The organism is Streptomyces sp. NPDC047315 (genome assembly GCF_040643215.1).
Lineage (GTDB): Bacteria > Actinomycetota > Actinomycetes > Streptomycetales > Streptomycetaceae > Streptomyces.
The window spans coordinates 53,811-77,136 of sequence record NZ_JBEYTZ010000036.1 but is presented as its reverse complement, the minus strand read 5'-3'; the positions used below and the strand labels follow the sequence as shown (position 1 = coordinate 77,136).

Sequence of the window (23,326 nt, the reverse complement as noted above, 5' to 3'; positions counted from 1 at the left end):
TCAGAGGTCGGCCACCAGCAGCCGATAGCCGAAGTCGGCTTCCTTGAGCGCGAGCAGTCCGCCGTGCCGGGCGTGCCAGCGGCCGGTCTCCAGGTCGTCCGCGAGCCGCGCCAGACCCGGCGCGATCACCGCCTCCCCCGTCTGGGCGAGCAGCGAGATCCCCGCGCGCACCTGCGGGTCGAGATAGGCGTACGGGCGACGCCAGTACGCGGCGGCGAAACCGTCCGTGCAGTCGTGGGGGACCGGCACCGGCTCGCAGCGCGCGCCGCCGAGCAGGTCGGCCAGGTGGTCCACGTCGACGGCGCGGCCGTCGTCGAACGCCGCCGCCTCGGGGAGGTAGTCGCGCACGAGCCACCACCGTTCGCGAAAGACGCGCTGATCCCAGGTGAGGACGACCACGCGGCGACGGGCGACGCGGCGCAGCTCCGCGATCCCCGCCGCGGGATCCGTCCAGTGGTGGACGGTGAGCACCGCCATCGCGGCGTCGGCGGCGCCGTCGCGCAGCGGAAGACGTTCCGCGACCGCCCGCACGGCCGGCGCGGAGCCCGGCCGGCGCTGGTCGATCATGACCCGGCTCGGCTCGACGGCCAGGACGGTCCCCGGCGGTTCGTACGATCCGGTGCCCGCTCCGACGTCGACCACGTCAACGGCGTCGCCGAGCGCGGTGCGGATCCTCGCGGCGATGCGCGGATCGGGCCGTCGCGTTCGGGCGTACGCGGAGCCGATCGTGTTGTAGGTCGCCATGCGGAGAGCCTGCCCCGCGGGCAAGATCGACACCGCGGGCCCGCGCGTGGACGCGGGCCCGCGCATGACCGAGCCGCGGCGATGTACTAGAGTTATCTCGACATCGAGATAACTGCCCGGGCGTACCGCAGTCGCCATCCCGGTAAGGGTTACCTAACCAAGCCCTACCTTAGCGGATCGATGAGGGGCCATGGCGGCAGCATGACGTAGTACGCACATTGATGAAGGAGACTGTCGTGTCGGCGAACAGCTTCGACGCCCGCAGCACGCTGCACGTGGGCGACGAGTCGTACGAAATCTTCCGGCTGGACAAGGTCGAGGGCTCCGCTCGCCTCCCCTACAGCCTGAAGGTGCTGCTGGAGAACCTGCTCCGCACCGAGGACGGCGCGAACATCACCGCCGACCACATCCGGGCGCTCGGCGGCTGGGACTCGCAGGCCCAGCCCAGCCAGGAGATCCAGTTCACGCCGGCCCGCGTGATCATGCAGGACTTCACCGGTGTCCCCTGCGTCGTCGACCTCGCCACCATGCGCGAGGCCGTCAAGGAGCTCGGCGGCGACGCCGCGAAGATCAACCCGCTCGCCCCGGCCGAGCTGGTCATCGACCACTCCGTCATCGCCGACAAGTTCGGCAGCAACGACGCCTTCGCCCAGAACGTGGAGCTGGAGTACGGCCGCAACCGCGAGCGCTACCAGTTCCTGCGCTGGGGCCAGACCGCCTTCGACGAGTTCAAGGTCGTCCCGCCCGGCACCGGCATCGTCCACCAGGTGAACATCGAGCACCTGGCCCGCACCGTCATGGTCCGCGGCGGCCAGGCGTACCCGGACACCCTCGTCGGCACCGACTCGCACACCACGATGGTCAACGGTCTCGGCGTGCTCGGCTGGGGCGTCGGCGGCATCGAGGCCGAGGCCGCCATGCTCGGCCAGCCGGTCTCCATGCTCATCCCGCGCGTCGTCGGCTTCAAGCTGACCGGTGAGCTCACCCCCGGCACCACCGCCACCGACCTGGTGCTCACCATCACCGAGATGCTGCGCCAGCACGGCGTCGTCGGCAAGTTCGTGGAGTTCTACGGCGAGGGCGTGGCCGCCACCTCGCTCGCCAACCGCGCCACCATCGGCAACATGTCGCCGGAGTTCGGCTCCACCGCCGCGATCTTCCCGATCGACGACGAGACCCTGAACTACCTGCGTCTGACGGGCCGCTCCAGCCAGCAGGTCGCGCTGGTCGAGGCGTACGCCAAGGAGCAGGGCCTGTGGCTGGACCCGGCCGCCGAGCCGGACTTCTCCGAGAAGCTGGAGCTCGACCTCTCCACGGTCGTCCCCTCCATCGCCGGCCCCAAGCGCCCGCAGGACCGCATCGTCCTCGCCAACGCCGCCGAGCAGTTCGCCCAGGACGTCCGCAACTACGTCGAGGACGACGAGGAGGCGGGCAAGGAGTCCTTCCCGGCCTCCGACGCCCCGGCCTCCGCCAACGGCGTGCCGAGCCGCCCGACGCTGGTCACGGCCCCCGACGGGAGCACCTACGAGATCGACCACGGCGCCGTCACCGTCGCCGCGATCACCTCCTGCACCAACACCTCGAACCCGTACGTCATGGTCGCCGCCGCGCTGGTGGCCAAGAAGGCGGTGGAGAAGGGCCTGACCCGCAAGCCGTGGGTGAAGACCACCCTCGCCCCGGGCTCCAAGGTCGTCACCGACTACTTCGACAAGGCGGGCCTGACCCCGTACCTCGACAAGGTCGGCTTCAACCTCGTCGGCTACGGCTGCACCACCTGCATCGGCAACTCCGGCCCGCTGCCGGAGGAGGTCTCCAAGGCCGTCAACGACCACGACCTGGCCGTCACCTCGGTGCTCTCCGGCAACCGCAACTTCGAGGGCCGGATCAACCCCGACGTCAAGATGAACTACCTGGCGTCCCCGCCGCTGGTCGTCGCGTACGCCATCGCCGGCTCCATGAAGGTCGACATCACCCGCGACGCCCTGGGCATCGACCAGGACGGCAAGCCGGTGTACCTCCAGGACATCTGGCCCACCGAGGCCGAGGTCAACGACGTCGTCGCCAACGCCATCGGCGAGGACATGTTCTCCAAGTCCTACCAGGACGTCTTCGCCGGCGACGCCCAGTGGCAGGCCCTGCCCATCCCGACCGGCAACACCTTCGAGTGGGACGCCGAGTCCACCTACGTCCGCAAGCCCCCCTACTTCGAGGGCATGCAGATGGAGCCGGCCCCGGTCGAGGACATCGCCGGCGCCCGGGTGCTCGCCAAGCTGGGCGACTCGGTCACCACCGACCACATCTCCCCGGCCGGTGCGATCAAGGCCGACACCCCGGCCGGCAAGTACCTCACGGAGCACGGCGTCGAGCGCCGCGACTTCAACTCCTACGGCTCGCGCCGGGGCAACCACGAGGTCATGATCCGCGGCACGTTCGCCAACATCCGGCTGCGCAACCAGATCGCGCCGGGCACCGAGGGCGGCTTCACCCGCGACTTCACCCAGGAGGGCGCCCCGGTCGCCTTCATCTACGACGCCTCGCGCAACTACATCGAGCAGGGCACCCCGCTGGTGATCCTCGCGGGCAAGGAGTACGGCTCCGGCTCCTCCCGCGACTGGGCCGCCAAGGGCACCGCGCTGCTCGGCGTCAAGGCCGTCATCGCCGAGTCGTACGAGCGCATCCACCGCTCCAACCTCATCGGCATGGGCGTGCTGCCGCTCCAGTTCCCGGAGGGCGCCAGCGCCGAGGCCCTCGGCCTGAGCGGCGAGGAGACCTTCGCCATCTCCGGCGTGACCGAACTGAACGACGGCACCACCCCGCGCACCGTCAAGGTCACCACCGACTCGGGCGTGGAGTTCGACGCGGTCGTCCGCATCGACACCCCCGGTGAGGCGGACTACTACCGCAACGGCGGCATCATGCAGTACGTCCTGCGGAACCTGATCCGCGGCTGACGCACCACCGCACGCGCGAAGGGCCGCACCCCGAACCCCGGGGTGCGGCCCTTCGGCCATTTCTCCAGCCGCTACGAGATCAGCTCCACCTCCGCCAGCGTCGCCGCGCCCGCCCCTGCCGCGGGCACCAGCCGGTACTTCGCGTACGCGCCGGGCGCCGCGACCGAGAACACCCGGGTCTGCCGGTCCCAGGCGAACTCCTCGTCCGAGCGGCGGTCCAGGTCCCGCCACCGCGCGCCGTCCGACGAGCCCTGGAGCACCCAACCGCCCGGCGCCTTCGCCGCTTCGGCCGAGGTGAGGGTGTACTGCACGGCGCGGGTGGCCGTCGGCACCGGCAGGTCGAGCGCCCCGTCGGGGGCGATCGCCGCCGACGTCGCCGACGAGTCGTCGAACAGCGCGCCCGCGCCCTCCAACACGTCGGCCCGCGGCTTCGGCACGGCGTCGTCCTCGGTGATGGAGACCGGCGCCGCGTCCTTCCCGGTGCCCCACGACGAGGGCTTCGGGCCCATCGCGAACTCCAGCGTGCCGCCGCGCGCGACCGCCGAGTGCGGCAGGGCCGTCGAGTTCCACGTCTTGCCGTTCACCTTCAGCCCCTGCACGTACACGTTCTCCGCGCTGTTCTTCGGCGCCTTGATCACCAGCTTGCGACCGCCGTCCAACTCCACGGTCATCTTGGTGAACAGCGGCGAGCCGATCGCGTACTCCCCGCTGCCCATCACCAGCGGGTAGAAGCCCATCGCCGAGAACAGGTACCAGGCCGACTGCTCGCCGTTGTCCTCGTCGCCGTGGTAGCCCTGCCCGATCTCGTTGCCCACGTAGAGCCGGGACAGCACCTCGCGCACCTTCTCCTGCGTCTTCCAGGGCTGCGACGCCGCGTTGTACATGTACGTGGCGTGGTGGGCGACCTGGTTGGAGTGGCCGTACATGCCCATCCGGACGTCCCTGGCCTCCGTCATCTCATGGATGACCTGGTCGTACGAGCCCTTGAACTCGGGCGACGCGGTCTCCGGGGTGGCGAAGTAGGTGTCCAGCTTCTTGCCGAGCCCGGCCCGGCCGCCGTACAGGTTCGCCAGGCCCCGGCTGTCCTGCGGGGCGGTGAAGGCGTAACCCCAGCCGTTGGTCTCGGTGTAGTCGTAGCCCCAGACGCGCGGGTCGTACTTCTCGCTCGGCACCCGCCACTGGCCCTTGAGGTCCCGGCCCTGGAAGAAGCCGGCCCCGGAGTCGAAGAGCGTGGTGTAGTTCCGCGCCCGGTTCAGGAAGTACTCCGCCTCCTCCCGGTAGCGCTCCTCGCCCGTCTTCTTGTGCAGCGCCTGCGCCATCTTCGCGATGCCGTAGTCGTTGAGGTAGCCCTCCAGGGACCAGGACAGGCCCTCGTGCGTCGCGGTGGAGGCGTAGCCGAGGAAGGGCGAGGTCGCCATGCCCTTGCGGCCGACGCCCGAGGACGGCGGGACGACGGTGGCGTTCTTCAGGGCCGCCTCGTACGCCGCCTCCGCGTCGAAGCCGCGCACGCCCTTCACGTACGCGTCGGCGAAGGCCACGTCCGAACTGGTGCCGGTCATCAGGTCCGCGTAACCGGGCGAGGACCAGCGGGAGATCCAGCCGCCGTCCCGGTACTGCTGCACGAAGCCGTCGACCAACTCTCCCGCCTTCTTCGGGGTGAAGAAGGAGTACGCGGGCCAGGTGGTGCGGTAGGTGTCCCAGAAGCCGTTGTTCACGTACACCTTGCCGTCGACGACCTTCGCGCCGGTGTGGGTGGGGGTGTCCGGCCCGGTCATCGGGGAGAAGGGGCTGGCGTAGCGGTGGCGCGGCTTCGCCTTGGTGCCGGTGTTCTCGAAACCGGAGTTCGGGTAGAGGTAGAGCCGGTAGAGGCTGGAGTAGAGCGTCACCAGCTGGTCCTCGGTGGCGCCCTCCACCTCCACCCGGCCGAGGAGCGCGTCCCAGGCGTCCTGCGCCCGCTCCTTGACCTGCTCGAAGCCGGTGCCCGCGGGGATCTGGTCGGCCAGGTTCTTCTTCGCCTGGTCGACGCTGATCAGCGAGGTGGCGATGCGCAGGTTGACCGTGCGGTCCGCGCCGGCGTCGAAGCGCAGATGGCCGCGGACGCCGTCGACACGTGAGTCGGTGACCGGGGCGTCGAAGACGCCGTGCACGAAGAGCCGGGTGGCCCCGGTGGACAGCCCGCTCTTCACGTCCGAAAAGCCGGTGAAGGAACGGGTGGCGGGGTCGAGGGTCAGCCCGCCCTGCGCCGTGACGTTGTCGAAGACCACGCTCGCGTCGTCACCGGGGTAGGTGAAGCGCATGGTGGCCGCGTGGTCCGTCGGCGCCATCTCCGCCTTCAGACCGTTCTCGAACCGCACGCCGTAATAGTGCGGGCGCGCGGTCTCGTTCTCGTGCCGGAAGGCCAGCGCGCGGGCCTCCTTGCCCGTGTCCGGGGTTCCGGAGGCCGCCGACGGCATGATCTGGAAGGTCTGCCGGTCGCCCATCCACGGGCTCGGCTCGTGGCTGGCGCTGAACGCCTTGATGGTGGGCAAGTTGGCCGCGTTGTTGCCGAGTTGGTAGTCGTAGAGCCACCCCGTGGAGTCGGCGCGGGTGACCGGGGTCCAGAAGTTGAAGCCGTGCGGCACTGCGGTGGCGGGGAAGGTGTTGCCGCGCGAGAAGCCGAACGCGGAGTTGGTGCCGCGGGTCGTCGACGCGTAGTCCGAGACGCGCTCCGGGCGCGCCGCCTCGGGCGCCGGCGCCAGCACCAGGTCGTCCAGCCAGCCCTGGAACTTCGCCGGGCCCTTCGCCGAGTCGTACCCCACCAGGATCCGGTCCACGGTCTTGCCGGCCGCGACCGTGCCGATCGCCGACGACACCGCGTTCCACTGGTTCGCGTAGAGCCGCTTGGCGTCGCCCTGGCCCTGCGGGGTCAGCCGGCCGCCGTACGAGTCGACGGCGCCGAGGTCGCTGAGGTAGGTGCCGTCCGTGAAGGCCAGGTCCACCGCCACGTTGGTCGCCGGGTAGTCGAGGTCGCCGTCCGGCATGGCCGGGAAGACCTTGTACGACAGCTCCGTGTTGCGGCGCACGGCCGTGTTGACGTCGAAGACCTTGTTGTACGAGTGGGCCCGGCCCTCGGCCACGTGGGTGCCGGCGTAGCGCAGCGCCCGGGTGCCGGTGAAGCCCACCTTCGCCTTGGCGGTGGGGGAGGAGTGCGGGCCGCGGTCCACCGCGGAGCGCATGTCGTCGGGCGGCGGCGGGGTCGACCCGCCGTCGGAGAACTGCACGTCGGCGAGTTGGGTCTCGGCGGCACCGCCGTTCGCGGTGACCTCCAGCCGGTAGTGCGGGTACGCGCTGATCTGCGCCGGGTCGCCCACGTCGTACGTCTTGGTCTGGAAGCGCTCGGCGAAGGTCTGGCCCGAGCGGGAGTCCAGCACCTTCCATTCCTTGCCGTCGCTCGAACCCTTGAGGGTCCAGTCCTTCGGATCGCGCGGAGCGTGGTCGTTCGCCGAGGTCAGGGCATAGGTGGCGACTTTGATCGGGGCGTCGGCGGTGAACTCGATCCAGGAGGTGGCGGCGAACTCCAACCACTTCGTATTCGGCTGGAGATCGACCAGGTTCTCCTTCACCTCGCCGCTTCCGGCGTTTTCTCCGCTGGCGCGCACCTCTATCACCTTGTCGGTGACATTGCCCGGTATTCCGGTGGCGAATCCGCCGTTGACGCCGGATGACCGCTTCTTTCCGTCCGCTCCGACTTCCACGGTATTGCGCCAGTCGGGCTGGCGTTCATCCGCTTCGAAGGAGGAGGTGAACGAGCGGTCCGCGGGGGCCTTCTGCGCCGTTGCCGCACTGGTCGGCAGGGCTACGGCGGCGGATTGGCCGGTGGTCACCAACAGGGTGGCGGCGGCCACCAGGACCGCCGTTCGGGTGGGGCCGTGCCGGGGGACCGTCGGCCTCGGCCGACGTCTGGGTGTGGGCATCGCGGGGCCTTCCTCCGTCTGGAAGCCACGGTGGACAACGTTGTCAGCGTTGATGCGTAAGCTCCAGTAGGGAGGTAAGTGCAAGGCGGTGTCAAGGGCGCTGACGCAGTGTCGGACTTGGAATCGGCCATTCCGCAAAGAATGATCAGCTCATGCAGAGTCGAGCCCGCCGACCGCGTGCGGTCCGAGATATCCGAGAGGTCTCAACTAGGGAAAGACTGGAGGCCAACCTTGCTCTTGATCTTGCTCCCCTGACGGGAAGTGGACTATACCTGTCGGCGTCCGGGCAGCCGTGCGAACGATGCGTGGACCAGGGGGAGCGGGGGAGGCGCACAGTCATGAGCACACGACGTGCTGTCGTCCGTCCGTTTCCGCTGCCGAATGGTGCACAACCCAAGCTTCACTGAGTTTCCCACGGGAAACCACAGCAATTGACCGCGGTGGCGGGGCCCTTCGCCGGGAGGCGAGACGGACGGGCGACTTGTTCACCGCCCAGTCCTGATGAAGGCGAGGACTAGAGCATGGGATCCACCTCCGCCCACGACGAGACCAACGCGGGTCTCGACCGTCGCAAGCTGATCAAGCGCTCCGCTGCGCTCGGGCTGCTGACGGTTCCGACGATGAGCTTCCTCTCTGCTTGTGCCAGCGGTGACGGCGACGACGGCGGCGACGTCGACAAGGGCGAGAAGAGCGAGAAGAACCCGCTCGCCGTCAACGAGTCCGCGGGGCTCGACTTCGTCCTCTTCGACGGCGGCTTCGGCAGTCAGTACGGCAAGGACGCCGTCAAGATCTACGAGAAGAACTTCCCCAAGGCCGAGGTGAAGTTCCACGCGACCCAGTTGATCCAGAGCGAGCTCCAGCCGCGGTTCAACGGCGGCACCCCGCCGGACCTGATCGACAACTCCGGCAAAGAGCAGATGGACATGGGCGTCCTGGTCGGGCAGAAGCAGCTGCACGACCTCACCGAGCTGCTCGACGCCCCCTCCTACGACGACCCGAAAAAGAAGGTCCGCGACACCCTGCGGCCGGGCATCGTGGAGATGGGCCAGTTCGACGGCTCCCAGGTGTGGATCCTCTACTACTCCTACACCGTCTACGGCGTCTGGTACTCGCAGAAGCTCCTGGAGTCGCTGGACGCGACGTACCCGGAGACCTGGGACCAGATGCTGGCGGTCTGCGAGAAGGCCAAGAAGAAGGGCATCGCCGGCTGGACGTACGCCGGTGTGCACCCGTACTACATCCCCTTCTCGCTCTACCCGATGATCGGCAAGCGCGGTGGCAGCGAGGTGCTCGACGCCATCGACAACCTGGAGCCGAACGCCTGGAAGCACCCCGCGGTGAAGGACTGCTTCGAGGCGTACTACGAGCTCAAGCGGAAGGGGTACATCCTCGACGGCACCCCGGGTCTGGACCACATCCAGTCGCAGACCAAGTGGACCGAGAACAAGGCGCTCTTCATCCCCAACGGCTCCTGGGTGGAGAACGAGGCCGCGAAGACGATGCCGAAGGACTTCAACCTCGCCGTCGGCGCCCCCACCGGCCTCGACTCCGGCGACAAGCTGCCCTTCGGCACGCTGTGGGCCTCCGGCGGCGAGCCCTTCATCGTCCCGTCGAAGGCGAAGAACAAGGCCGGCGGCATGGAGCAGCTGCGCATCATGCTCAGCGAGGGCTCCTCGAAGAACTTCACCTCGCAGGTGAAGTCGCTGAGCGCCTACGACGGCGGCACCACCGGCATCGAGCTGTCCCCGGGCTTGAAGTCGGCCGTCGCCGCGCTGGAGAAGGCCGGCAAGAACGTGCTCAACCCGCGGATGCAGGACTGGTACGTCGCGCTCCAGAAGGAGAAGATCGGCGTTGCGGGCCTGGGCGAGATGATGGCCGGCCGGATCACCCCGGCCGAGGCTATCAAGCGCATCCAGGGCTTCGCCGACGAGGCGGCGAAGGACGACTCCGTCAAGAAGTACAAGCACCAGTGATTCCCGTCGGGGTCCCGTCCCGGCGACCGGGGACGGGGCCCCGGCCCTCCACACGGCACCAGTGGTGCTTACGCAGGTAGATCGGGGTCGGTAGGAATGCAACACGGCAAGTACCGTTTCATCGTGGGGTTCCTGGTGACGCCCCTGGCGCTGTACGCGCTCTTCGTCATCTGGCCGTTCGTCCAGTCCATCTACTACTCGTTCACGAACTGGACCGGGCTGAGCCCGGAGTTCTCCATGGTCGGGTTCGACAACTACGCGAAGCTGCTGGACGACGACATCTTCTGGAAGTCCCTCCAGCACAGCCTGACCTTCGCGGTGGTGCTGCCCCTGATCACCCTCGGGCTCGCGCTCTTCTTCGCGTTCATGATCAACGTGGGCGGTCGCCGCCGCAAGGGCGCCGCCATCGCGGGCGTGCGCGGGTCCTCGTTCTACAAGATCGTGTACTTCTTCCCGCAGGTGCTGTCGATCGCGATCGTGGCCCTGCTGTTCAAGTTCGCGTACAACCCGAGTGACGGGGCGATCAACTCCTTCCTCAAGGGCATCGGCCTGGGCGACGTGCAGCCGGACTGGCTGGGCGACCCCGACCTGGCGCTGATGTGCGTGATGGCGGTCCTCGTCTGGTCGACGGTCGGCTTCTTCGTCGTCCTGTTCTCCGCGGCCATGGCCTCCATCCCCCGGGACTTCTACGAGGCCGCGCTGCTGGACGGCGCCAGCAGGTTCACCACCTTCTTCAAGATCACCCTGCCGCTGCTCTGGGACACCGTGCAGTCGGGCTGGATCTACATGGGCATCCTGGCGCTGGGCGCCGAGTCCTTCGCGGTCGTCCAGATCATGACCGTGGGGCCGAACGGCGGCGGTCCCGACTACTCGACCATCGTCCTGCCGCTGTACGTGTACCAGAAGGCGTTCCGGGACGGTCAGGCCGCCTACGCGACGACCATCGGCGTCTCCCTGCTCGTCGTCACGCTGCTGTTCGCGGCCGTGGTGATGCGACTGGGTCGGCGCGAGCGGCTGGAGTACTGATGAAGACCACTGACACCACCACGGCCGACGTCGCGGGCGACGGCGAGCCGGTGACCAAGACGTCCCCCGCGCCCGACCACATCGAGCCCAAGCGGGGCAAGCGGGAGGGCGGGGTCCTCAACGTCTTCTCGCACGGCGTGCTGGTCATCTGGGCGATCATGGTCGTGCTGCCGCTGCTCTGGGCGGTGATGACCTCCTTCAAGACGGACAAGGCGATCTTCACCTCGCCCTGGTCGCTCCCCGACAAGCTGCACTTCGAGAACTGGTCGCGCGCCTGGAGCGAGGCGCACATGAGCGACTACTTCCTCAACACCATCCTGGTGGTCGGCGGCTCGTTGTTCGGCACGCTGCTGCTGGGCTCGATGGCGGCGTACGTGCTGGCGCGGTTCGAGTTCCCGGGGAATCGGTTCATCTACTTCCTCTTCATCGGAGGAATGAGCTTCCCGGTGATCCTGGCGCTGGTGCCGCTGTTCTACGTGCTGCAGAACATGTCGCTGCTCAACACCCTGCACGGCCTGATCCTGGTGTACATCGCCTACTCGCTGCCGTTCACGGTGTTCTTCCTGACGGCCTTCTTCCGTACGCTGCCGTCCTCGGTCGCCGAGGCGGCGTTCATGGACGGGGCCTCGCACACCAGGACGTTCTTCCAGGTCATGCTGCCGATGGCGAAGCCCGGGCTGATCAGCGTGGGGATCTTCAACTTCCTGGGGCAGTGGAACCAGTACCTGTTGCCGACCGTGCTGAACACCGACCCCGACCGCAAGGTGCTCTCCCAGGGCCTGGTGCAGCTGGCGGTGAGCCAGGGGTACAAGGGCGACTGGTCCGGCCTCTTCGCCGGCCTGGTGATGGCGATGCTGCCGGTGCTCGCGGCGTACATCATCTTCCAGCGACAGGTGGTGGCGGGGCTGACCGCGGGCGCGGTCAAGTAGCGGCCCGGGGCGCCCGCCGCGCCGCCGCTCCCGTACGCACGCGCCCCGCACTCGCGCCCGTACTCGCCCCCCTACTCACGCTCCGTACGCACGCCCCCCGGCCGGGGTTCCGCCGGGGGGCGTCGTGATGCTCAAGGTCTTGACGCGATGAGCCCCGGACGGTCAGGTTGGAGTTCATTAGTTGTACGCAAGCCGGGCAGGAGTGGTGGGTCGATGGAGACTCCGGGATCGCAGACGTCGTTGCACCGGGCCAATCTGGAGCGGGTGGTGCGGGCCGTCCGCATGGCGGGGTCGCTGACCCAGGCCGAGATCGCCCGGAGCACCGGTCTGTCCGCGGCCACCGTCTCCAACATCGTCCGGGAGCTGAAGGAGCGCGGGACGGTCGAGGCCACGCCCACCTCGGCGGGCGGCCGGCGGGCCCGCTCCATCTCGCTGCGCGGTGACGCGGGCATCGTGGTCGGGGTGGACTTCGGCCACACCCATCTGCGGGTAGCCGTGGCGAACCTGGCCCACGACGTCCTCGCCGAGGACAGCGAGCCGCTGGACGTGGACGCCTCGGCCGACGCGGGCTTCGACCGCGCGGAGGAGATGGTCGACCGGCTCGTGCGGGCGACCGGCGCGGCCCCGGGCAAGGTCGTCGGCGTGGGCCTCGGGATCCCCGGGCCGATCGACGGCGAGTCCGGCACCATCGGGTCCACCGCGATGCTGCCGGGCTGGGTCGGCGCCGATCCGGCCAAGGAGATGTCCGAACGCCTCGGCGTCCCCGTCCACGTCGACAACGACGCCAACCTCGGCGCGCTGGGCGAACTGGTGTGGGGCGCGGCCCGCGGGGTGGCCGACCTGGCGTACATCAAGGTCGCCGGCGGGGTGGGTGCCGGCCTGGTGACGGGCGGCCGGATCTACCGGGGCCCGGGCGGCACCGCGGGGGAGATCGGCCACATCACCCTGGACGAGTCCGGCCCCGTCTGCCGCTGCGGCAACCGCGGCTGCCTGGAGACCTTCGCCGCCGTGCGGTACGTGCTGCCGCTGCTGCACTCCAGCCACGGCCCGGACGTCACGATGGAGCAGGTGGTCCGGCTCGCGCAGGCCGGGGACCCGGGCTGCCGCCGGGTGATCGCGGACACCGGTCGGCACATCGGCAGCGGGGTCGCGACCCTGTGCAATCTGCTCAACCCCAGCCTGGTCGTGCTCGGCGGCGAGATCGCGGACGCAGGCGAACTGGTCCTCGCACCCGTGCGGGAGTCGGTCTCGCGCTACGCCATCCCCAGCGCCGTACAGCGGCTGTCCGTGGTCCGTGGCGAACTCGGCGCCCGGGCAGAGGTGTTGGGCGCCGTCGCCCTGGTGCTCAGCGAGATGGGCGATTCCACCGTGCTGGGGCAGAGTGTCCCGAAATCCTGAAATGGCTTCACTTAGAGAACGCATGGCACCGTTGTCATCTCGTTAAGGATTTACTCCTTGACGCTGGCTACGGGGCCGAGTTGACTGCCTGCCACCTCGGCCGCAACGACGCGGCCCCGTCAGGGAGGTTCAAGGATGAACACACGTCTGCGTCGTGCCGCGGTCGCCACCGTCACCACCGCGTTGGCGCTCACGCTCGCCGCCTGCGGCAGCGCCAAGGAGGCCGGTGACAAGGGCAAGGAGGGGGACGGGGCCAAGAAGGGCGCGAAGGGCGACGACATCACCGTCGGCCTGCTGCTCCCGGAGAACCAGACCGCGCGCTACGAGAAGTTCGACAAACCGCTGATCGAGAAGAAGGTCGGCGAGTTGACGGGCGGCAAGGCGAAGGTGGTGTACGCCAACGCCAAGCAGGACGCCAGCCTCCAGACCCAGCAGGTCGACACGATGATCACCAACAAGGTCGACGTGCTGATCCTGGACGCCGTCGACTCCAAGGCCATCGCCGGCGGGGTCAAGAAGGCCAAGGACGAGGGCATCCCCGTGGTCGCCTTCGACCGCCTCGCCGAAGGACCGATCGACGCCTACACCTCGTTCGACAACGAGGAGGTCGGCCGCGTCCAGGGCAAGGCGCTGCTCGACGCCCTCGGCGACAAGGCAGCGTCGGGCCAGATCGTGATGATGAACGGCTCCGTCACCGACCCCAACGCCGCCATGTACAAGAAGGGCGCCCACTCCGTCCTCCACGGCAAGGTGAAGATCGGCCGCGAGTTCGACACCAAGGAGTGGAAGCCGGAGAACGCCAACTCCAACATGGAGAGCGCGATCACCGCCCTGGGCAAGGACAAGATCGTCGGCGTCTACTCCGCCAACGACGGCATGGCCGGCGGCATCATCACCGCCCTCAAGGCCGCCGGCGTCGCCCCCCTGCCGCCCGTCACCGGCCAGGACGCCGAACTCGCCGCCGTCCAGCGCATCGTCGCCGGGGAGCAGTACCAGAGCGTCTACAAGCCCTACGCGGGCGAGGCCGACGCCGCCGCCGAGATGGCCGTTGCCCTCGCCCAGGGCAAGGACCTCAAGGCCATCGCGAAGCAGACCGCCGACAGCCCGACCACCAAGGGCGTCCCCGCGGTGCTCGTCCCCGTCGTCTCGCTGACCAAGGCCAACATCAAGGACACCGTGATCAAGGACGGCATCTACACGCTCGCCGAGATCTGCACCCCGAAGTACAAGGCCGCCTGCGACGCGCTCGGCCTGAAGTGACGCACCCCGTCTGAAGCAGGGGGCGGAGCCGGGGCCGGGCGGCCCCGGACCGCCGTGAAGCCCGTCCGGTGCCCGCCGCCCCACACCCCGCCGGCGGCGGGCACCGGACGCACCCCCGCCGTACGGCGGTGAAGGAGATGGTTCATGTGTCCGCTGCGCCCGTACTGGCGTTGCGAGGGGTCTCGAAGCGGTTCGGCGCCGTCCAGGCCCTCACCGACGTGGAGCTGGAGGTGCACGCCGGTGAAGTGGTCGCCCTCGTCGGCGACAACGGCGCCGGCAAGTCCACGCTGATCAAGACGATCGCCGGCGTCCACCCGATCGACGACGGCGTCATCGAGTGGGACGGCCGGCCCGTACGCATCGACAAGCCGCACGACGCCCAGGAGTTGGGCATCGCCACCGTCTACCAGGACCTCGCGCTCTGCGACAACCTGGACGTCGTCGGCAACCTCTTCCTCGGCCGCGAGCTGAGGAGGGGCGGCGTCCTCGACGAGATCGAGATGGAGCGCCGCTCCCACGCGCTGCTCACCACCTTGTCCATCCGCATTCCCAGCGTGCGCATCCCGATCGCCTCGCTCTCCGGCGGGCAGCGCCAGACCGTGGCCATCGCCCGCTCCCTCCTCGGCGAGCCCCGGCTCGTGATCCTCGACGAGCCCACCGCGGCGCTCGGCGTCGAGCAGACCGCCCAGGTGCTCGACCTGGTGGAGCGGCTGCGCGAACGCGGCCTCGCGACCATCTTGATCAGCCACAACATGGCGGACGTGAAGGCGGTGGCGGACCGGGTCGCGGTGCTGCGGCTGGGGCGCAACAACGGGGTGTTCGAGGTCGACACCACCTCCCAGGAAGAGATCGTCTCCGCGATCACGGGTGCCACGGACAACGCCGTCACCCGTCGTGCGGCGCGCAGTGAGGAGCCCGTCGCATGAGCGCGGAGAACACGACCGACGCACCGAGCGAGGGCGGCGCGGCGAAGACGTCCCTGACCAAGCCGTCGGCCGCCTCAAGCGGCACGGTGCCCGCGCCGGCTGCGGCCGGGGACGCCGTCGTCGCCGTCGACCCGCGGCTGCTGGTGCGCGAGCAGGGCTTCGCCGGCTACCTCGCCGAGTTCACCCGACGGATGCGCACCGGCGAGCTGGGCTCCGTCCCGGTGATCGTCGGACTCGTCGTGATCTGGGTCACCTTCCAGTCGCTGAACTCCGCCTTCATGTCAGCGCAGAACGTCTCCAACATCTCCGTCGACATCGCCGGCACCGGGCTGATCGCCGTCGGCGTCGTCTTCGTGCTGCTGCTCGGCGAGATCGACCTGTCCGTCGGCTCGGTCAGCGGTCTGGCGGGCGCCGCGTTCGGCGTCCTCAACGTCACCCACGGCGTACCGGAGTGGCTGGCCCTGCTGCTCGCGGTGCTCGCCGGCACCGCGGCCGGCGTGATCCACGGCTTCTTCTTCGCCCGGATCGGGGTGCCCGCCTTCGTCGTCACCATGGCGGGACTGCTGGCGTGGAACGGGCTGATGCTCCAGATCCTCGGCGCCAACGGCACCATCAACCTCGACGACTCCGGCCTGGTCGCCAAGCTCACCAACCACTACTTCTCCGACGTCGCCGCCGCCTACGGCCTCGCCACGCTCGCCGTCGTCGGCTACTTCCTCTCCGCCTTCCTCGGCGCCCGCAAGCGGGAGGCGGCCGGCGTGCCGTCCCGCCCGCTGAGCGAGCTGGCGCTGCGCACCGGCGTCCTCGCGGCGCTCTGCTACACCGCGGCGTACCTCCTCAACCAGTACAAGGGCCTGCCGCTCGCGCTGGTCATCTTCGTCACCGTGGTCGTCGTCACCGACTTCGTGCTGCGCCGCACCGCCTTCGGCCGCAAGGTCTTCGCCCTCGGCGGCAGCATCGAAGCGTCGCGGCGCGCCGGCATCAACGTGGCCGCCGTCCGCATCGCGGTCTTCGCGATCGCCAGCACCCTCGCCGCGATGGGCGGCCTGATGATCGCCTCGAAGATCAACGCGGCCAACCAGGGCGCCGGCTCAGGCGACCTGCTGATGAGCTCCATCGCCGCGGCCGTCATCGGCGGCACCAGTCTCTTCGGCGGTCGCGGGCGCACCTGGTCCGCCCTGCTCGGCGTGCTGGTCATCGTCTCCATCCAAAAGGGGCTCCAGCTGGAGAGCATCGCCGAACCCGTCAAGTACATGATCACCGGCGGGGTGCTGCTGGCCGCCGTCGTCATCGACTCCGTGTCCCGCCGTACGCAGAAGGCCGCCGGCAGAGCCTGACGCCCGGCCGCTCCGGCTGCTCCGGTGCCCGGCGCCCCGCGACCCGCGGGCGCCGGGCACCACCCGTCTCCCCGCGGGTCGCGCAGTGAGAGGTGCATCACAGCCGGCCCCGGAACGCAGGGCAACGGACGACGTCGGAACGGGGCGGTCAGTTGTTCCCGAGGTGAGATGCGGCCCCTTCGGTAGCGGTCCGGTGGCGGAACATTAGACTCGGTCAGATCGCAAGGCTGTTCCGCGACGACTCGACCAGCTCATACGCCCAGCTCAACACGCAAGGAGGCACGGGTGACGCTGCTTACCCGTATCAGGGGACCGCGCGATCTGGACGGGCTCAGCCCGGAGCAGCTGGATCAGCTGGCCGAGGAGATCCGCACCTTCCTCGTCGAAGCGGTCTCCAAGACCGGTGGTCACCTCGGTCCCAACCTCGGCGTGGTCGAGTTGACCATCGCCCTCCACCGGGTCTTCGAGTCCCCCAAGGACAAGATCCTGTGGGACACCGGCCACCAGAGCTACGTGCACAAGCTGCTCACCGGCCGCCAGGACTTCTCCCGGCTGAAGATGAAGGGCGGCCTCTCCGGCTACCCCGCGCGCGCCGAATCCGACCACGACGTCATCGAGAACTCGCACGCCTCCACCGTGCTGGGGTGGGCCGACGGGTTGGCGAAGGCGAACGAGGTGCTCCGCAAGGACGACCACGTGGTGGCGGTCATCGGCGACGGCGCCCTGACCGGCGGGATGGCCTGGGAGGCGCTGAACAACATCGCCGCCGCCAAGGACCGCCCCCTCGTCATCGTCGTCAACGACAACGAGCGCTCCTACGCGCCCACCATCGGCGGCCTCGCCAACCACCTCGCCACCCTGCGCACCACCGACGGCTACGAGCGCTTCCTGGCGCGTGGCAAGGACCTCCTCGGTCGCACCCCGGTGGTCGGCAAGCCCCTCTACGGGACGCTGCACGGCGCCAAGAAGGGCCTGAAGGACTTCATCGCGCCGCAGGGCATGTTCGAGGACCTGGGCCTGAAGTACGTCGGCCCCATCGACGGCCACGACATCGAGGCCCTTGAGTCGGCGCTGGCGCGGGCCAAGCGCTTCGGCGGCCCGGTGATCGTGCACTGCCTCACCGAGAAGGGCCGCGGCTACCAGCCCGCCCTACAGGACGAGGCCGACCGCTTCCACGCCGTGGGCAAGATCCACCCCGACACCGGACTGCCGATCGCCAGCTCCGGCCTCGACTGGACCTCCGTCTTCGGCGAGGAGATGGTCAAGCTCGGCGAGGAGCGCCCCGACGTCGTGGCCATCACCGCGGCCATGCTCCAGCCCGTGGGCCTCGACAAGTTCGCCAAGGCGTTCCCCGACCGCGTCTACGACGTGGGGATCGCCGAGCAGCACGGCGCGGTCTCCGCCGCCGGGCTCGCCACCGGCGGCGTCCACCCGGTGTTCGCCGTGTACGCCACCTTCCTGAACCGCGCCTTCGACCAGGTGCTGATGGATGTCGCCCTGCACGACTGCGGGGTGACCTTCGTCCTCGACCGGGCCGGCATCACCGGCACCGACGGCGCCTCCCACAACGGCATGTGGGACATGTCCATCCTCCAGGTCGTCCCCGGACTGCGCATCGCCGCACCCCGCGACGCCGACCAGGTCCGCGCCCAGCTCCGGGAGGCCGTCAGCGTCGACGACGCCCCCACCGTGGTGCGCTTCTCGAAGGGCGCGGTCGGCCCGTCGGTCAAGGCCGTCGGACGGATCGGCGGGATGGACGTGCTGCGGGAGCCGGGCACCGACCGGCCCGACGTGCTCCTGGTCTCCGTCGGCGCGCTCGCCCCGATGTGCCTGGAGGTCGCCGACCTCCTCGACGCCCAGGGCATCTCCACCACCGTCGTCGACCCCCGGTGGGTCAAGCCGGTCGACGAGGCCCTCGCCCCGCTCGCCGACACCCACCGCGTCGTCGTCACCGTCGAGGACAACGTCCGCGCCGGCGGCGTCGGCTCCGCGGTCGCCCAGTCGCTGCGCGACGCCGGCGTGGACGTGCCGCTGCGGGACTTCGGCATCCCGGCGCGCTTCCTCGACCACGCCTCCCGCGCCGAGGTGATGACGGAGATCGGCCTGACCGCACCGGACATCGCCCGCCAGGTCACCGGCCTGGTCTCCCGGCTCGACGGCCGCTTCGGGGACACCGCGGACGAAGCGGTGGAACCCGTCCGCGACTGACCTCGCCGGGCCCCCGCGGGCCCGCAGCGGGACACGGGCCGGAAGGACACCCTGGACGGGTGGACCTTCCGGCCCATTCGCGTGAAACCCACCCGTATGGACCCCTGTGGCCCACATCGCGTCCCGATCATGTCGGGACGACAATGTGGAGGTCCACGGTGAGCACAGAGACAGGCCCCGCGTCCAGGGCGGGCGCCTTCCGTACGAAGACCGTCGAGCAGTCCATCCGGGACACGGAAGAGCCGGAACACGCACTCAAGAAGTCCCTCTCCGCACTGGACCTCACGGTCTTCGGCGTCGGCGTCATCATCGGCACCGGCATCTTCGTCCTCACCGGCGCCGTCGCCAAGGAGAACGCCGGACCGGCCACCGCCATCGCCTTCGTCGTCGCCGGGGTCGTCTGCGGGTTGGCCGCGCTGTGCTACGCGGAGTTCGCCTCCACGGTCCCGGTCGCCGGCTCCGCGTACACCTTCGCCTACGCCTCCCTCGGCGAACTGCCGGCCTGGATCATCGGTTGGGACCTGGTCCTGGAGTTCGCCCTCGGGACGGCGGTGGTGGCCGTCGGCTGGTCCGGCTATCTGCGCTCCCTGCTCGACAACATCGGCTGGCACCTGCCCGCCGAGCTCTCCGGCACCAACGACGTCACCGGATTCGGCTTCGACCTGCTGGCGTTCCTGCTGGTCCTGGCGCTCACCGTGGTCCTCGTCATCGGGATGAAGCTCTCCGCCCGGGTCACCACCCTGATCGTCGCCATCAAGCTCGCCGTCGTCCTGATCGTGATCATCGCCGGGTCCTTCTTCATCCAGGCGTCCAACTACGACCCCTTCATCCCGCCGGCGGTCAAGGAGACCGGGGAGTCCGGCCTGCAACAGCCGATGATCCAACTGCTGTTCGGCTACGCGCCCACCAACTTCGGCGTCATGGGCATCTTCACCGCCGCGTCCGTCGTCTTCTTCGCCTTCATCGGCTTCGACGTGGTGGCCACGGCTGCCGAGGAGACGAAGCTGCCCCAGCGCGACATGCCGCGCGGCATCATCGGCTCGCTGTTCATCTGCACGGTGCTGTACGTCGCGGTCTCGATCGTGGTCACCGGCATGGAGAAGTACACCGACCTGTCCATCGACGCACCGCTCGCCGACGCGTTCAAGTCGACCGGCCACCCCTGGTACGCGGGCGTCATCAGCTTCGGCGCCGTCATCGGACTGATGTCGGTCTGTCTGATCCTGCTGCTCGGCCAGACCCGGGTGTTCTTCGCCATGAGCCGGGACGGGCTGTTGCCGCGGTTCTTCTCCCTCACCCACCCGCGCTTTCGCACGCCGTACCGCGCGACGGTCCTGCTGGGCGTGGCGATCGCGATCGTCGCGGGCTTCACCAACATCCAGGAGCTCGCGGTCCTGGTGAACATCGGCACGCTCTTCGCGTTCGTGATCGTCGCGCTCGGTGTCCTCATCCTGCGCCGCACCCGCCCCGACCTGCCGCGCGCCTTCCGCACCCCGCTGGTGCCGTGGCTGCCGATCGCCTCGGTGGCCGCCTCGCTCTGGCTGATGCTCAACCTGCCGACGGAGACGTGGTTGCGGTTCGGGCTGTGGATGGCGCTGGGCGTGGTGGTGTACTACGCGTACGGCCGCCGCCACAGCCGCCTGACCGGCTCCGCCCGGCGCCCCTGAGCCCCCGGGGCCCGGCCCCTCCTCCGGACGGCCCGACCGCCGCGCGGGCGTCTACACTCGCACCGGCGACCGGGCGCATCCGCCTGCTCGGTGCCGCTCGGGGGAGGCTGACGTGTTCGGGCTGCTGTCCACGCTGGCGGAGATCATCTCCGCCTACACCACCCGCTTCCTCGACGGCCGCGGGGCGACCCGGGACGTCGACGTCGCCGCCCGGCTCTTCCGGATCGTGATGATGCTCCAGGACCTCGCCGTGCAGGGCGAACGGCTCCTCGGCCGCGTCGAAGGCCGTCTCGACCTGCTTGAGGCCGCGGCGGAAGTTCCGCCGGCGGCGGACTCGGCGACGGTGACCGATGCCGAGTCGGCGCAGGACGTCGTCGAGCTCCTGGACGGCCAGCTCCAGGCCCTCGACGAGTTGGCCTCCCTGCTGGAGGAGTCCCGTCCGCTGTTGACGACCGTCGACGTCGGCCTGTACCGGGAGTTGGCACCCCTGCTGGACGAGAAGTCCGGGCTGGTGACCCGGTGGCGTCAGCAGGCCTCACAGAGCCGGTTCTCCACCACGACGCTGTTCTTCCTCCCCTCCGACACCGTCCGCAGCCTCGTGCGGGCCGGTCAGGAGGCCGACGGGCCCCGCTCGTTGGACTTCGTCTCCGCGGTGGGCGACGCGCTGGGCGAGGCGCGCGAACACGAACTCCGCGACGTCCGGGAGCTGACGGACGGGGGTCTCGCGGCGGTGCGTGCCGCCGCGGACCGCCTCCGTGGCGAGATCCGGGCGGCTCGTGGCGACCTCGCCGCCGCGGTCGCGCTCTGCGAGCGCCTGCACATGTCGATGGAACCGGCCCTCGGCGCGGAAGCCATGGCAGGCCTCCGCCGCACCCTCCTCCCCAACCCCCGCGCCTGACCCCCAAGCCTGCGCCGCCAGCTCCTCTCCACAAGGTCCCGCCTGCCGGTGGTGCCCCTGGCCGCGCTCTGGGGACGCTTTGGTGCGTTGCCGCAGGTCGCGCTCAAGTGCCTCCAGACACGGCCGCCGTAACCCTGCGGGAGCGTTGTCTTCTGCGGGTGCGTCGTGGTTGTTCGCGCAGTTCCGCCCCCCTACGCCCAGAGGGCGTGGGGGGACCCCGGCGCCCCTGTTTCGCTGCCCCCGTCATTTGTCTGCAGGGGCAGGACGGGCTTTTAGGGGCGCGGGGAACTGCGCGACAAGCCAGTCACCGGGCCGCAGACGCCATCACCGCAGACTCACCACAGCGCTACAGCACCTCGTGAGACGTTGCGGCACGCCCAGCAGCCAGCAGACCGCGGCTAGCGGCCAGCGGCGTCGCGGAGCGCGGGGTCGCGGGGGTACGCGCCGAGCGTGGCCAGGGCGTAACCTCCGGCGTCCGTCGCGTGCAGCGTCATCGCGTGGACGCCGAGCAGCCGACCGACCTCCTCCGCGTTGTACATCAGCCGTTGGAACAGTCCGGCGCCCCTGGACCCCTCGGCGATCCGGACCTCGTCGACGGCGAGTTCCTCACCGCCGACCGGGAAGCGCAGTTGCAGCACGGCGTGGACGGAGCCCGCCGACTCCACGCGTACGTCGATGCTGCCGCCGCCGTCGGGGTACAGCGCCACACGGGCCCGGCCCCCCTCGACGCCGTCGAGCAGCGCCCCCGCGAGCCGGCCCGGCGCGATCCGCACATGGGTCTTCCAGGCCGTGAGGAACGCGTCGTCGAGCCGGGTGAAGGTCAGCGCGGGGGCGGTGCGCTGGAAGTCCTCCAGACACAGGGCGTCGGTCCCCGCGGCCGGGCCGTCCTGCTGCGGACCGTCGGACGGAACGCTCGGCAGCCCGCTCTCCGTCGCGGAGCGGACCAGCTCCTCCCAGCGGGCGTCGCTGCGGAACGGAGGGAGCGGGAGGTCACCGCCGATGGTGTGCCACGCCCGCTGCCACCAGGCCACCGCCCGCACGGGCCGCAGCCCGAAGCGGGTGGCACCCACGATGCAACAGCGCAGCAGCAGGAAGGAGCCCGCGAGCCCGGAGACGTTCTTCGGGCCGGGCCCGGCGCAGGCGCGGGCCAACGCCTCGGCGTCCCGTGTCATCTCCGAGTGCGCGACGAGGCTCGGCGGGTCCGACACGGCGTAGACCATCGAGGAGTCCAGCACCTCACGGGCGTCCACCGGCGCGCACACGACGTCGTCGGAGACCAGGATGAGAGGCCGTACGCCGTCGTCGTCGGAGACGACGAACTCCACCGCCGGGGCGCCGTTCGGCGAGCGGATGGCGCGGAACCGTGCCACGCGCTCGGCCGCCAGACGCACGGCGTCGTCGATGGCGGGCACCCGGACGTCCACCCGCGCACCGGCGTCCCGCACGGTGACCTCGATCCCCGTCAGCCCCTCAAGTGCCGTGCAGATGTCCTCAGTTCGCACCGTCGCCCCTACCGTCGTGCCGTCGCTGCGCCGAGTATGTCCCCCGCCGCGCCGACAAGCCAACGGTTCGTCCGGCGGCGGGTCTTCAGGCGGGCGGGGGGTACACGGTGCGCGGACCCAAGGTCGTGGCGCCCTCGGCCCGTACCCGGCCGCGCAGCTCGCGGTCGGCCGTGACCACCGCGCACGACCGCCCGGCGCGCCCGGCCTCCGCCGCGAGTTCGGCGATCAGGTCGTCCCCGCTGCGGGGCGCCTCCGCGATCCGTACGCCGTCCACGGGCGCCACGCCGCGCGCCGCGCCCTCCACCACCAGGACCACCTCCAGGGGCCCCGGCAGGCCCGGTACGCCCTCGTCGGCCAGGGGCGCCAGCCGGTCCCGCAGTCGCTCGGCGGCGCCGCGGCGATCGCGCCACCAGCCGTCGGGAACGGAGCCGACGACGTTCGCACCGTCGACGATCAACAGGGGCCGCATGCGTCCTCTTCTCGCCGAAGGGGCCGTACGGAACGATTCCGTACGGCCCCTTCGTACACCACGTCAGACGTTCAGCACGTCAGGC

At 69.9% G+C, this 23,326-nt stretch carries 15 protein-coding genes; 11 read left to right on the top strand and 4 right to left on the bottom strand.

Annotation, left to right across the window (positions count from 1 at the left end; translation table 11 throughout):
- Positions 1 to 744, bottom strand: coding sequence for a methyltransferase domain-containing protein (locus tag ABZ842_RS32070; RefSeq protein ID WP_361544790.1), 744 nt, complete (start codon positions 742 to 744; stop codon positions 1 to 3).
- A 236-nt stretch (positions 745 to 980) separates the two neighbouring features.
- Between ABZ842_RS32070 and acnA the strand changes: the two genes are divergently transcribed.
- Complete coding sequence (acnA, locus tag ABZ842_RS32065; RefSeq protein WP_361544787.1) at positions 981 to 3,695, top strand: aconitate hydratase AcnA; 2,715 nt, start codon at positions 981 to 983, stop codon at positions 3,693 to 3,695.
- Positions 3,696 to 3,766: 71 nt separating this feature from the next.
- Here the strand turns inward: acnA and ABZ842_RS32060 are convergent, their stop codons facing one another.
- Complete coding sequence (locus ABZ842_RS32060; protein WP_361544785.1) at positions 3,767 to 7,648, bottom strand: GH92 family glycosyl hydrolase; 3,882 nt, start codon at positions 7,646 to 7,648, stop codon at positions 3,767 to 3,769.
- 521 nt (positions 7,649 to 8,169) lie between these two features.
- On the opposite strand from ABZ842_RS32060, the gene ngcE reads away from it, so the two are divergent.
- From ngcE to ABZ842_RS32010, 10 genes are all read left to right on the top strand, one after another.
- Positions 8,170 to 9,621 (top strand): N-acetylglucosamine/diacetylchitobiose ABC transporter substrate-binding protein, encoded by a 1,452-nt coding sequence (gene ngcE, locus ABZ842_RS32055; RefSeq protein ID WP_361544782.1) that lies wholly within the window; start codon positions 8,170 to 8,172, stop codon positions 9,619 to 9,621.
- Between the two features lie 96 nt (positions 9,622 to 9,717).
- A complete protein-coding gene (locus ABZ842_RS32050) occupies positions 9,718 to 10,647 on the top strand; it encodes a sugar ABC transporter permease (protein WP_361544779.1) in 930 nt (309 codons plus the stop codon).
- Positions 10,647 to 11,576 carry a carbohydrate ABC transporter permease gene (locus tag ABZ842_RS32045; RefSeq protein ID WP_361544776.1) on the top strand — a complete coding sequence of 310 codons (930 nt, stop codon included), beginning with the start codon at positions 10,647 to 10,649 and terminating at the stop codon, positions 11,574 to 11,576. The genes ABZ842_RS32050 and ABZ842_RS32045 overlap by 1 nt, the downstream gene beginning before the upstream one ends.
- 213 nt (positions 11,577 to 11,789) lie before the next feature.
- On the top strand, positions 11,790 to 12,974 hold the full coding sequence (locus ABZ842_RS32040) for an ROK family transcriptional regulator (RefSeq protein ID WP_361544773.1): 1,185 nt from the start codon (positions 11,790 to 11,792) through the stop codon (positions 12,972 to 12,974).
- 135 nt (positions 12,975 to 13,109) lie between these two features.
- Positions 13,110 to 14,234 carry a substrate-binding domain-containing protein gene (locus tag ABZ842_RS32035; protein ID WP_361544770.1) on the top strand — a complete coding sequence of 375 codons (1,125 nt, stop codon included), beginning with the start codon at positions 13,110 to 13,112 and terminating at the stop codon, positions 14,232 to 14,234.
- Between the two features lie 137 nt (positions 14,235 to 14,371).
- The gene (locus ABZ842_RS32030) at positions 14,372 to 15,160 is read left to right on the top strand and encodes an ATP-binding cassette domain-containing protein (RefSeq protein WP_361544767.1); all 789 of its coding nucleotides are present in this window, start codon (positions 14,372 to 14,374) and stop codon (positions 15,158 to 15,160) included.
- Positions 15,157 to 16,497 (top strand): sugar ABC transporter permease, encoded by a 1,341-nt coding sequence (locus ABZ842_RS32025; RefSeq protein ID WP_361544764.1) that lies wholly within the window; start codon positions 15,157 to 15,159, stop codon positions 16,495 to 16,497. Before ABZ842_RS32030 ends, ABZ842_RS32025 begins: the two co-directional genes overlap by 4 nt.
- 285 nt (positions 16,498 to 16,782) lie before the next feature.
- Positions 16,783 to 18,705: a 1-deoxy-D-xylulose-5-phosphate synthase gene (gene dxs / locus ABZ842_RS32020; RefSeq protein WP_361544761.1), complete on the top strand. Its 1,923-nt coding sequence runs from the start codon at positions 16,783 to 16,785 to the stop codon at positions 18,703 to 18,705.
- A 158-nt stretch (positions 18,706 to 18,863) separates the two neighbouring features.
- The gene (locus ABZ842_RS32015; RefSeq protein ID WP_361544758.1) at positions 18,864 to 20,372 is read left to right on the top strand and encodes an amino acid permease; all 1,509 of its coding nucleotides are present in this window, start codon (positions 18,864 to 18,866) and stop codon (positions 20,370 to 20,372) included.
- Positions 20,373 to 20,484: 112 nt separating this feature from the next.
- The gene (locus tag ABZ842_RS32010) at positions 20,485 to 21,270 is read left to right on the top strand and encodes a hypothetical protein (protein WP_361544755.1); all 786 of its coding nucleotides are present in this window, start codon (positions 20,485 to 20,487) and stop codon (positions 21,268 to 21,270) included.
- Positions 21,271 to 21,668: 398 nt separating this feature from the next.
- Here the strand turns inward: ABZ842_RS32010 and ABZ842_RS32005 are convergent, their stop codons facing one another.
- Both ABZ842_RS32005 and ABZ842_RS32000 read right to left on the bottom strand, forming a co-directional pair.
- Complete coding sequence (locus ABZ842_RS32005) at positions 21,669 to 22,772, bottom strand: hypothetical protein (RefSeq protein WP_361544752.1); 1,104 nt, start codon at positions 22,770 to 22,772, stop codon at positions 21,669 to 21,671.
- Between the two features lie 85 nt (positions 22,773 to 22,857).
- Positions 22,858 to 23,241: an NTP pyrophosphohydrolase gene (locus ABZ842_RS32000; protein WP_361544749.1), complete on the bottom strand. Its 384-nt coding sequence runs from the start codon at positions 23,239 to 23,241 to the stop codon at positions 22,858 to 22,860.
- Positions 23,242 to 23,326 lie beyond the last annotated feature (85 nt).